The organism is Streptomyces sp. MMG1121, from assembly GCF_001280015.1.
Taxonomy (GTDB): domain Bacteria; phylum Actinomycetota; class Actinomycetes; order Streptomycetales; family Streptomycetaceae; genus Streptomyces.
The window spans coordinates 42,806-54,107 of the sequence record NZ_LGDV01000206.1; the positions used below are offsets into that span (position 1 = coordinate 42,806).

Genomic DNA, 11,302 nt, shown 5'->3' on the forward strand with positions numbered 1-11,302 from the left:
CACGGTGCACGGGCCCCGCGCACGTCACTCGTCCGCGGAAACCCCCGGATCACGCAGCGGGCGCAGGCCCCCGGACAGCTCGGGGAGCGGGAAGGAGTACCGGCCGGAGCATGTTGATGTGATGCCGCGCGCACGGCGAGAGGCGGGTCACGTCCTCATCGCGGACGTCCAAGCCGTCCGCACGCAGCTGGTTCACCGCGGCGTCCATGTACCGAGTGTTGAACGGTACGAGAGCGTCGAGGACCAGGCCCAGGGCGCCGATCCGGTCCCCCATGCCGTTCCGGTAGCGCTGCAGAACTGCCCGGAGCGGCCGTGGAAGACCTTCCGTGCGAGGGAGGGCCGGCCCTCCTGGAGGTTGGCCCGTGGTCGAGGACCAGCCAGGCCAGGACGCGCGCCGGCCGGTCGGTGTCCAAGCCTGTGAGGCAGACTGCGACCCGGGCGCGGTCCTGGCGAAAGGCTGGGATCAGTGGCCGTCGACGACGCCGGAGGCCGTGATCTCGACCTTGCCCTTGGGAGTGCCGGACTGGGAGCCCAGGGCCTCGATCTGGTCGACGAGCTCCTGGCCCTCGACGACCTCACCGAAGACGACGTGCTTGCCGTCGAGCCAGGGGGTGAGGACGGTGGTGATGAAGAACTGCGAGCCGTTGGTGTTGCGGCCGGCGTTCGCCATCGACAGCAGGTACTTGCGGTCGTGCTTCAGCTGGAAGTTCTCGTCCTCGAACTTCTCGCCGTAGATGCTCTTGCCACCGGTGCCGTTGTGGTTGGTGAAGTCGCCACCCTGCAGCATGAACTGGGGGATGACGCGGTGGAAGCCCGAACCGGCGTAGCCGTAGCCGTTCTGGCCGGTGGCCAGCTCACGGAAGTTGCGCGCGGTCTTCGGAACCACGTCGTCGAAGAGATTGAAAACGATACGGCCGGCGGGGGCGCCGTTGATGCTGATGTCGAAGTAAACGTTGCTCATGGGTCTCATCCTGTCACCCCCGGTCCCGGCCACGCCGAACGGGTCACCGATCACACGGGCCGGGAACCACCGGAGCCATCGACTGCCGGTACCGGCCCGGGCATAGCTGAGCCGACGGCGTCGCCCGGCGGCCCTCGGGCCGTTCAGGCCTCCCGCCGCCGCCTCGGTTGACGCTACGACGGCACCCTCACCCGCGCCTGCCACCGTGCTGCTCGAGCGGACCTGGCGCGCCGGCGGGGGCAGCCGTGCGGTGACACTGAACGGCACGCTCGCGATCACCCGCGGGAACAGGCTGGTGCGGCCAACGACGCAGCGGTCGCAGTGCGCTGTTCTCTCTACCGTGCGTGATTGGTGCCGCACTGCACCCGGTGCGGCTCATGGCGGAAGACGCGGATATAGGAGCGCGAGTCCACTCACGCCCTCCCATCCGCCAGCCCGAGGCGCAGTCGCTGCCGCTCGGCCACCGCTCCCGCCCGCCGGGCCGGGCAAGCTTTGCTGCGCCCCAGGCGAGCGAGGCTGACAGGAGCCCGAACCAGGTGATGTCCGCGTGCACCGCGTAGTAGGCAGTGACGGCCGCCGCCAGGGCCATGTTGCCCGGCGTTGAAAATGCCGACGAGGGCGGCGGTCACGATGGCGACGAAGGGGGACGACGACCGCCCCGCCGGTGTCCCGGCGGGGCGGTCGTCGGCGAATGGTCGGTTTCGTCGGGAGGTGCCGCTGGTCTCAGTCCACTCCGGGCGGCACGCGCGTGGCCTGGTGGTAGTACATCCGCCAGCCTGCGGCTTGGTCCCTCTTGCGCCAGATCGAACTGTGCCTGGTCCTGCGTTCGCCGAGCGTGGTCTCGAAGGTCAGATGCACCAGACCCGGCGCGAGCAGCACTCCCGAGATCTCCGAGGGCTCATAGCGCGGGCCGTCCGCCGAACTGCCCGGATGGTCGGGCAGTTCGGCGAGCATGGCGTCATACGTCCATCGCCGCCCCGACCCGCCGACCTCCACGAACTCCGGGTCGAGAAGCTGTGCGGCGCGTTCTCGCGAGGCGCGGACACGCGGATCCATGAGCTGCAACTCACCCGCGATCGCCTGGTTCACATCGTCTGTTGCATCGTCCATGGAGGTATCCTTGCCGGGGCCGCGAGTCCCGCCGCAACTGTCTTCATCTGCCGTCCGGCGAAACCGTCCCCATCCTTGATCAAGCTTGGCCTTCCGTATTTCCCGTTCACCGGGGTTCGAGAACTCAGGTGCCGACCACCTGGCTCACGGGCGTGCGGGCGACGGTCTCGTCGACGAGGTTCTTGCCGGTGGCGAACGCGGCCAGTTCCTCGACGGAGAGGTTGTTGACCGCCTGGAGATAGCAGCGCGAGGTCGTGTGGATCAGGGTGAGGGCGTCCTCGGTGAACAGCGGGTCCGGGGCCGGTGATCTTCAGGTGGTGGGCGACGTAACAGGTCGTCTCCTTCGAGGTCATGCCCGGCATCGTGTAACGCAGGACTGTCTGCTGCGCCAGCGCCGCCAGGACGCCGCGTTTCATGGTGGGTCTGAGGATGGGCTGCCCGACCAGCAGACAGGCCGGCGGAGAGTCCTGGTCCGCGCCCTGGTTGTCGCAGAGCGGCACCATGGGTGAGAGCCGATTACCGCTGAAGCCCCTGCCTTCGGCAGGATGGGTGCCATGACCGAGATCCGCACCCCCCGCCTCCTCCTCCGTCGCTGGCATGACGACGACCTCGCGCCCCTGGCGAGCGTCAACGCGGACCCGCGGGTCATGCGCTGGATCGACGACGGCTCGGTGCTCGACCTCGACCGCACGGCGGAGGACATCGAGAGGTGGGAGGAGGAGTGGGACGAGGAGGGCTTCGGCCTCTTCGCCGTCGAGATGCTGGCCTCGGGCGAACTGGCCGGCTTCACGGGTCTGTCCGTGCCTGAGTTCCTGCCGGAGGTGCTGCCCGCCGTGGCGATCAGCTGGCGGTTCGGCTCGCAGTTCTGGGGCCAGGGATACGCGTCCGAAGCCGCCCAGGCCACCCTGGAGTTCGCGCTGCAGGACCGTGGCCTCGATCGCGTCATCAGCATCAACCGGGTGGGTAACCACGCCTCCGAGAACGTCATCCGCAAGCTTGGCATGGTGCTGGAGCGCGAGACGGCACACCCGGTGTACGGCTATCCGCTGCGCGTGCACACCATCGATCTCACCGAGTTCCAGGCGTGAGCCGCAGCCCGACGCTTCAGCGAACGCATCCCGCAGGCCCCTCATCCACCAGGCTGACGACCACACCCTTCGCGCTGTTCCGCTGCCTCTGTGACGGAGCACCGGCTCAGACGAAGGCTGCGTTCAGGTCTGCTGAACTGCGGAACGGCGCAGTTCGGCGAACTCGTCGGCGAGCATGCCCATCATGACGAGATCATGGTGCCTGCCTGCGAGGAAGACGTGATCGCGAAGACGCCCTTCCTCCGTGAATCCGAGCCGTCGGTGGAGTACCAACGACGCCTCGTTGTGGGCGAAGACCCGCGCTTGGCACCTGTGATAGCGCCGCTCGGCGAACATGAAGGTCAGCAGCAGCTCGACGGCTTCCGCCGCGTAGCCCTTGCGCCGGTGGTCAGAACCGATCGTCACTCCGTACTCGAACCAGCCGGCACGGGGATCCGCGAGATGTGACCCGACGGCACCGACTATCGCTCCCGTGTCGACGGCCTCGATCGCCAACTGGAAGCAGTCGCCATCAGACCTGGCGGCGGCTTGCTCCCTCGCCCAGACGCGGTAGCCCTCGGCGGAACGAGGCAGCTGCAGCAGGTCTCCCAGCCCTTCCTCGTCCTCCGCGAAGCGCATGAACGCCGTCCAGTCGTCTGGCTCGATACTGCGGAGGCGCACCCGTTTGCCGGTCCAGAACGATGTCATCCCTTATTTGATCACGCTGCCGCACGCAAGTTCCAGGCTCGCCACCCCTGAGGCAGCACGTGAACGGCGAGCTCACTAGATGTCGCACTTGTCCCGGGCGTAACCGCCTGGCGAATGAAGATTCTCGACGGCAAGCACGCCAGGCCGCTCGTCACGTCGAACGCGTTCTCCCGGCAGAACCCGCCTCTCTCGAACCTCTCGGCGGTGTACTGGCAGGCGTAGATGGTGTGCGGCGTCTGCACCACCAGCGCCCTCGTGGCCCGGTCGTAGACGACTCGTGAGCCTCAGCTGGTGTCCCGTTCCGTGAGCTTCCCGCGCCGACTGGCGAGGTGGTCGGCAAGCAGCTTCGGTCTGTGCCCGATCCCGGGGATCTCGTCGCAGTCGTGGACGAGGACGGGTGTGGTGCCGGCGAGCACGTAGAAGGTGTGGAGGTGGTCGACCGTGAGGTCCCGGGCTGTCTGCGGCGCTGCCAGTGTCCGCGGCCCGGCGGCTGCGTTCGTCCCGCCAGGGGGTGTACGTGGCGGGCTCCGACACGGTCATCCAGCCGCCGCCCGCCACGTACACCCGGTGGCCAGGTGTCGTGTGAGGACACGTCCGCCGTCGGCGGAGGTGAGCTCGACCATCTGGTCCACCGGATGCGAGAGGGTGGCGGGACCCGGTGCCGCACGAGTGGCCCTGGTCGCCGGGTCGGCCGCTCCACCTGGCCGTACGCGCCGGACCTGTCCCACGCCGTCGTGCCCTACGGACGGCTGCTGGCCCTGGATGAACGCCCGTCGCAGGGAGCGGCCCGGCCGGCGACGGTGCCCGAGATGATCGTCATCGACCTCGGACGAGGGTCCGTCTCCGCCGCCTTCCTCACCGACTGCGAAACCCTGGGAGTGAGCGTGCAGCCCGCCCCGCCCCGCTCCCCCACCGCCAAGGGATCAACAGAACACACCTTCGGCAGCATCAACGCCCTTTTCGCCCAGCACGTCGCCGGCCGCACCGGCCCCACACCCTGACCCGTGGCCAGGGTGTGGAAGGCGAGGCCCGTTTCACGGTGCCCCGGCCGCAGGATCCCCTCGGCGGATGGAGGCACCGCCTGCTGGCAGCGCCGGCCGCACGACGGCCAACGCCACCCGGTACTGCCCCAGACACAGCCCTGACCTCGAACGAGATGTGGGGGCGCCCTGCTCGGTGCGAGCGGCTGCACACCACTCACGCCGGGCAGCCGGGGCCACCTGAAACTGCTCCCGGTGCGCTGACGCCCGGTCACCAGCAGCGAGCAGCCCCCTCAACTACCCGCACTACGACCAGGCCCGCCTCAACCCCTACTGAGCCCCCAGCCCCCAAGGACAGCCAGTAAGCCCATTACCGCACGAGCCGGAGACGCAAATGCCTCCCGCGTCCGGCCCGAACCACTGATCACCGCGCACCGCCCAGACACCGCGCACGCCCGGGAGAACACACACCCTCCGTCGCTCGACCGACCCATCCACCCTGACCGACCGATCCGGGGCCATCTCCGACCACGACCCCGACGATTTAAAGGACAGGAACGCCGGGCATCAGCTCAAAGACCCACCCGGGAAACACCCTTGCCGCACCCACACGGCCCGTATCCCCACCCTCGCTGGAGCACTGGACGTCATACCGGCAAACTGCCACCCCGGCGCCGCCACGTCTTCGGAAAACGCGCAGGCGGGCCATGACACAGGTGCGAGCGGGCGCATCACTGGCCTGGCCTGCGGCGAGGACGAACGCCACAGAGCGGCTTGCGCGAAGAGTGCAGTTCGGTGTCACGCGACAAATAGATCGAGGCGAGACTCTTTGAGTGAAAAAACCGGAGCATGTCACCCTGGCTGGCGGTTCGCTGGTTGTTAAGACGGTCTGCAAAACATACGTTCAGCTTTAGTGCTCACAGCGGTGGTGTCCGTGCACGGAATTCGTTCACACCTGCCCCAGACCACAAAGCCGAGAGGATCAGTCATGCACCTGACCCGCTGCGCTCTCACTGCCGCAACGGTAGCGGTCTCTGCCTCAGCCATTGGCCTGCCCCTGTTCTTCACGGACTGGATGCCCCAAGGTTCCGGTGCCACACAGGTCCGCATGGTCAGCGCCTCCGGCATCTCTCCGCGCGAAGCCGAATTCCTCCAGCCACCCCTCACGAATCCGGATCCGGAGGAACAAGGGCCCCCCTGTTACAGCTACGGCGGCCCCTACTGCGGCTGGGTGAGACCTTACTGGGGTGGCTGTGACAGGGAGTGGGGCCTGAGCTACGGATTCAAAGATCCGGAGTGGATCTGCCGCCACGACCCCCGCCCGAGCCCCTCGCAAACACCCAGTCCCTCAGCCACGTCGGCCTCCCCCGAAAGCAGCAGTTCACCGGCCGCACTCAGCCACTTGGCCAGGCCCGACGACTCGGCCACCCTCAGCCCCACGGCCACATCCAGCCCCCTCGGATATAGCAGGCACGGCCAGAAGCAGCAGGTCCTCCTGACCAGTTCCGCCGAAAGACCTCCGGTGACCAGTGGCAGTGGCGGTGCGCACCCGCCGGTGGCGGTCGCACAACAGGTGGTGCCGAGGGATGAAGACCTGCTCGGTTCTCGCCCCGAACCCCACACCGGGGTCGGCCGGCCAGTGCCGGACCGTGATAGCCAGGCAGGCAACACAGCGAGTCTTCTACGAGCAAATCCAGCGACGGAGCACAACGTCTGCGCCTGTCCGACGGCTCCGTGGGCCACTGGACGGAGCTGCCCGGATATCGCGCCGTCCCGGCGCGGCCAGTCCGGCCCCCTCCCCGGAAGCCGGCTGTTCGTCAATTGGAAGGACTGGGGCGGCAGCACATCAGGCTCCCGATGCGACATGATGCCCAAGACCAAGGGTGCTGCCGGTTCGCCCTTCTGACCGGCCGTCACTCGGCAGAACGCCGTCGGCGAAGCCAGGCCATAGCCAGCATTCCCAGAACGATCAGCAAACCTCCGGCCGCGATCACGATGTACTTCGTGCTCAGAAGGTCGGCGCGCCAGCTGGCAGCCGTGCTTTCACGCCCTTTCTGGGGCGACGGGGAGGTGGACCCACTCCCGTCACCTGCTCTCCCACCATGCGGACGAGCGCCGTCCTCGCGGTCATCGTCGTCCTGGCCGTCCTTGCAGTGGGCGGCCGGGAAGGGAAACTCTCGCTTGTGGTTGTCGAAGGCCTTCACCTCGAAGAGCGGGTGCACCCTGAAGAAGCCACGAATCGCCAACTCATACTGGGACGTGGTCTGGGTGGGATAGTTCACGTCCAGATACGTCGTGACAGAAAAGGTGTTCCACGGTGCCGCCGGCGCCGAAGACTTTCCCGAGCCCACGAGGACGACAGCCTCCGGCCCACGCCGGCCATTGGTCAGAATCGCCCTCGTGCCCTTGTCGATGAGCACGACACGACGGCGGCTGTGGCAGTTACGCCAGGGATTGTGGTGACCGCGGCGCCCATCCCCTTCTTGGTGCCACAGGGAGTTGGACGCCTGCTGTGCAGACGCTTGCGCAGCGGCGTCGGCCGACGAGGGCACGAGGGCGATAACCGCACCCGCCAGCGGCGCTACCCAGGGGCGAATATTCATCCGATGACCTCCATGGGGGTTGACGCATGCGGCCACCTGCTGGGCGACACATACGATTCTCAGAAGAAGCTAAAAGGAATCAACTCTTCACATCGTGAACATCCTCGGGGAGCCGTACACCTTGTCACCCAACCGCAGCAGTCAGGCGCGGAAGAGCACGTCGCGGGCAGCTTCGGCCGGGTGACCGGCACGGCGGGCGGCCTGCCTGTGGGGCGGCCTCCTCGCTCGGGGGCAAGGCATGGAAAAATTCGCGGGCTCGGTGCGGCTGACCTACTTCCCCGGTCGGGTGGACAAGCCGGTGTACGTGCAACCGTGGGGCCGAATGGGCTTGCAGGCGTCGCACTCAGCCCGGTCAGCGAAACACTACGCGTGACCCGAGTCTGAGATTCGTCGGCAGTAAACAGCGACCTTGCCCAGGATTTCGTGAGCGGCCTTTGTCCAGACAGACGGCCTGGGCTGTTCGTCCCAGTTGGTGAGCCAGGCCCGGGTGTCACGTTCGACGCACCGCGGAACCGCACACCCCCCCCGCGTCAGTAACTCGTTCTCCGCCTGGGCAGTTGTGCCTGCCGCAAGGTATTCCAACAGCGTGAAGGCGGACGTTCTATGACGGTCACCACCACCCACTCCATCGGCAAGGGCCTGCTCGCGGCCGCGCTCACCACAGCCGTCGCCCTGTCGGCCGGGCCGTCGGCGGCCGCCGCAACCCATGACGGCTGGAAGGGAGCCGGCGGGCTCACGCTGAACAGCGCCGACAACGCGAAGGTCGACGCCTACCTCAACCGGGCCCGACAGGCCGAGAAGTCGATCAGCACGGACGTGCGCACCGCAGCCCTCGCCTCGGGCGCGGAGCTGGTCGGCTTCGACCACAGGCTGAAGTCCGCCGACTCGCTCAAGCGGAAAGTCGCCACCTCCCTCAAGGACAACCGCGGACAGAACGTGGACACCGTCCTGGCCCGGCTCACCGACGCCGTCCGCTACACCCTCCAGTGGACCGACACCACCTACACCACAGGCGTGACCGACGCCTCCGCCGTCCTCGCGGCCTGGGGCAACGACTCCACCAAGTGGTCCAACACCTGGAACCGCACCAGCGGCTACAAGGGTCTCAACACCGGCTGGCGCGCGCCACGTTCAGGCCAGCTGTTCGAGATCCAGTTCCACACCCCCGAAAGCAAGCACGCCCAGGAAGTCACCCACCTGCTCTACGAGGAACAGCGCCTGCCCTCCACCACCGAAGCCCGCAAAAGGCAACTCCAGGCCCAGCAGGACGCCGTCTTCAACGCCGTCCCCGTACCACCGGGAGCCGACCGCCTCGCCCCTCCCGCCAACCCGACCGCCCCCGTGCCGGTTCCTGCCACACCCTGACCGGTCGGGGATGTGGTCGGGTTCCCTTCCCGGGCCGTGTCCCAGCGGCGGGTCAGCTGCCGGAATGTGACGTCGGCGCCCTCGAGCACGACCACCGGGCGCGGCAGGTCGTCGGCGTCGCCGCCGCGGTCGGCGCGGTCGCCGCGCGGCGAAGGGGCGCAGGGGCGCAGGAGGGTCGTGATGCCACCGCCGCTGCCTGTGCACACCAGGACGTGCGCGGCGGCGTCCTTTCGACGACGACCACTTGGCCGTCCGACCCGAGGCCGATCAGCATGAGGGAGGCGGGCAACGCCTCCAGCTGGTCCTGAACGGCGGGCCGGTCAGGCGCCGCAGTTCTGGAAGCGCGGCTGCAACGGGGGTGTTCGTCATGTGCGGTGCTCCCGGGCGCTCCTTGGAGGCGCCCACCCCCGTCGGCCAGTGGGTCGCCGAAGAGCTACCCGTGAGCAGAACACGACCCCGGCCCCGCCGGACGCCAGCGCCGGTTCAACCTCCACGTGCACCACCCCGGCATGCCGTCCCTCCACCAGCTCCCGCAGAGTGCGCGGCGCTTGGTCGCGGCTGCTCAGCGACGAAGGGGAAGGTTCACATATCCGCTTCACCCACCGTGCAGATCCGCTTCTGGGCCGAATTCCGCTTGACGTTCGGGTGCCACCACCCCGCCAATGCCCCAGACCGGATGGGCCTGGGGCACGGGGGCGCTGGGCCGGAAGGCGACTCAGCCGGCGCGATGCGCCCGCCGCATGCGGCGAAGGCCGAAGCAGGCGCCGCACAAGGCGGCGACGGCAGAGGCTGAGGCCACGGTGACTACCGCCCCGGTGGTCGCCGCGGATGCGGTGGACGCGCGCGGGGGCGCGACCGTACCGCCGTAACCGCCGCCCTCGCCCGCTCGGTCGTAGTCGGACCCCGGGAGCTTGTCGCCGTACTTAGCGCGCACCAGACGTTGGTAGGCGGCCAGGGTCACGCCGTTCTTCCCCACGGCGCGCCGCGCATCGGGGTCCAGCGGCAGCACACGGCCGTCGCGCACCACGTACCAGGCGTCGATCTGCGGTTCGCGGAAGACGGTTCCGAGTCCGTGCGCCTTGCTGACGTAGTCGCTCTCGTCACCGCCGGTCGCAATGTTGACGGCCTTCCACCCCTTCGCCGTCCGTACGGTCCACACCGAGGCGACCTGACCGTCCGCGGAGACCGCTTTGCTCGCGACGAACTGCGGGTCGGCGACAGGGGCGCCCGTGCGTCCGGAGACGAATCCCGGGTCGAGGAAGTAGACGGTCACCGACGGTCCGACCAGGTGCGGCCGGGCCGCGCTCTGCGCGATCGCGCCGTCGCGGGCGAAGAAGCGCGAGAGGGTGAGGAGGGTGGCCGGGGCTGACGCCGCCTCACGCGCCCGGGCGGTGTCGGCGGCGGTGAAGGGCGCGGGGAAGTCGCCGGCTGCGGCGTGGGCGGGGGCGAGGGCACAGAGGGTAGTGATGGCGGCGAGCGCCGCGACCGTCGCGCTCTTGCGGACGGGCCTACGGCCGGCGTGCGCGTGCCGGTTCGATGTCCGGCGCTTCGGTGACGTGCCGCTCGATGGCGTCCGGGTCGGTGCGGTCTGGATCGGCGACGTGCGGATCGGGGTCATGGGGTCACGCTCCGATCCCGTAGAGCGAGTGGGTCCACGTGAACAAGTTGTTGCTCACGTAGTAGTCGTAATCCCCCCAGTTGTAGCGGTAGTTGGAGGGCCACGGGTCGCCCCAGTAAACCTGGTTGTCGGAGGTGTCGTAGCCGTACAGCACATGCATGTGCCCGCCCCCGGAGCTCCACTCGATGCGCGTCTCGACGGGACGGTTGGCGTCGATCTCCTTCTGCACGGTGCCGTAGCGCAGATATCCACGCACGTACGTACCGGGGTTGATGCCCATCCAGTCGAGGGCGTTCTGCACGTCGTCCAGCGCCGCCTGCCAGTTGCCGCAGGTGCTGCCCTGGGGCCGGTTGAAAGCGGCGTCGCAGAACTGGTTCTGGGTGTAGTTGCGCCCGAACCAGGACGCGATGGTGTCGCCGCTCGCCGCCCAGCACCAGTTGCTGCTCTCCTGCTCCTGCATGGTGATGTTGAGGCGCTTGGCGGCCGGAACGGCCAGGTGAGCGGCGGCCCGAGGATCGGCGTGCGGAGCAGAATGCGGAGCGGAATGCGGGGCGGCGTGAGCGGTGGCCGTCGGCATGAGGGCGGCCGTCAGGGCGGCGACGGCCGCAAGGGCCGCTGACGCCGGCCCTCTACGACCCCTGGTGGTAATGGACATGGCGTTCCTCCCAGTCAGGGTGGGGGTGGAGGAGCGCGTCCGGACGCTGCGACAGCAGCATCGATCTCTTGTCGGGTCCAGGTCAATAAAGTTATCCACAGGCCTGGCGGCGAAGTGAACTCCACCCGTACGGTTGTGAACGCCACAGCAGGTACCAGCGGGTGGCAGCGGACGTAACGCCCCGCACTGGGACGGGAAAGTGAACGTTCACAGGTGAACGAACAGAGGGGGGTGG

The 11,302-nt window shown here is 68.3% G+C and carries 10 protein-coding genes and 1 pseudogene; 3 read left to right on the forward strand and 8 right to left on the reverse strand.

Features of this window, described 5'->3' with window-relative positions:
- Positions 1–24: 24 nt before the first annotated feature.
- From ADK64_RS28295 to ADK64_RS28305, 3 genes and pseudogenes are all read right to left on the reverse strand, one after another.
- Positions 25–363 (reverse strand): annotated as a pseudogene (locus tag ADK64_RS28295) (Tn3 family transposase); the annotation flags it as partial.
- A 100-nt stretch (positions 364–463) separates the two neighbouring features.
- A complete protein-coding gene (locus ADK64_RS28300; protein WP_053663393.1) occupies positions 464–961 on the reverse strand; it encodes a peptidylprolyl isomerase in 498 nt (165 codons plus the stop codon).
- 723 nt (positions 962–1,684) lie between these two features.
- On the reverse strand, positions 1,685–2,071 hold the full coding sequence (locus tag ADK64_RS28305) for a DUF4440 domain-containing protein (protein WP_053663395.1): 387 nt from the start codon (positions 2,069–2,071) through the stop codon (positions 1,685–1,687).
- Positions 2,072–2,625: 554 nt separating this feature from the next.
- Between ADK64_RS28305 and ADK64_RS28310 the strand changes: the two genes are divergently transcribed.
- Entirely contained in the window at positions 2,626–3,159 is a 534-nt protein-coding gene (locus ADK64_RS28310; protein ID WP_053663397.1) for a GNAT family N-acetyltransferase, read from the forward strand.
- Positions 3,160–3,282: 123 nt separating this feature from the next.
- On the opposite strand, the gene ADK64_RS28315 is transcribed toward ADK64_RS28310, so the two are convergent.
- Positions 3,283–3,846, reverse strand: coding sequence for a GNAT family N-acetyltransferase (locus tag ADK64_RS28315; protein ID WP_053663399.1), 564 nt, complete (start codon positions 3,844–3,846; stop codon positions 3,283–3,285).
- A 284-nt stretch (positions 3,847–4,130) separates the two neighbouring features.
- Complete coding sequence (locus ADK64_RS48495; RefSeq protein ID WP_267888567.1) at positions 4,131–4,262, reverse strand: hypothetical protein; 132 nt, start codon at positions 4,260–4,262, stop codon at positions 4,131–4,133.
- Between the two features lie 318 nt (positions 4,263–4,580).
- Here ADK64_RS48495 and ADK64_RS46145 point away from each other — a divergent pair, with 318 nt between their 5' ends.
- Positions 4,581–4,847 (forward strand): hypothetical protein, encoded by a 267-nt coding sequence (locus ADK64_RS46145; RefSeq protein ID WP_159046346.1) that lies wholly within the window; start codon positions 4,581–4,583, stop codon positions 4,845–4,847.
- 1,892 nt (positions 4,848–6,739) lie between these two features.
- Here ADK64_RS46145 and ADK64_RS46150 read toward each other — a convergent pair.
- The gene (locus ADK64_RS46150; RefSeq protein ID WP_159046347.1) at positions 6,740–7,429 is read right to left on the reverse strand and encodes a hypothetical protein; all 690 of its coding nucleotides are present in this window, start codon (positions 7,427–7,429) and stop codon (positions 6,740–6,742) included.
- 603 nt (positions 7,430–8,032) lie between these two features.
- On the opposite strand from ADK64_RS46150, the gene ADK64_RS28330 reads away from it, so the two are divergent.
- On the forward strand, positions 8,033–8,794 hold the full coding sequence (locus tag ADK64_RS28330; RefSeq protein WP_053663405.1) for an ATP nucleotide 3'-pyrophosphokinase: 762 nt from the start codon (positions 8,033–8,035) through the stop codon (positions 8,792–8,794).
- Between the two features lie 715 nt (positions 8,795–9,509).
- Here ADK64_RS28330 and ADK64_RS28335 read toward each other — a convergent pair.
- Both ADK64_RS28335 and ADK64_RS28340 read right to left on the reverse strand, forming a co-directional pair.
- A complete protein-coding gene (locus ADK64_RS28335) occupies positions 9,510–10,412 on the reverse strand; it encodes a hypothetical protein (RefSeq protein ID WP_107093114.1) in 903 nt (300 codons plus the stop codon).
- A 4-nt stretch (positions 10,413–10,416) separates the two neighbouring features.
- Positions 10,417–11,067 carry a papain-like cysteine protease family protein gene (locus tag ADK64_RS28340; RefSeq protein ID WP_053663407.1) on the reverse strand — a complete coding sequence of 217 codons (651 nt, stop codon included), beginning with the start codon at positions 11,065–11,067 and terminating at the stop codon, positions 10,417–10,419.
- Positions 11,068–11,302 lie beyond the last annotated feature (235 nt).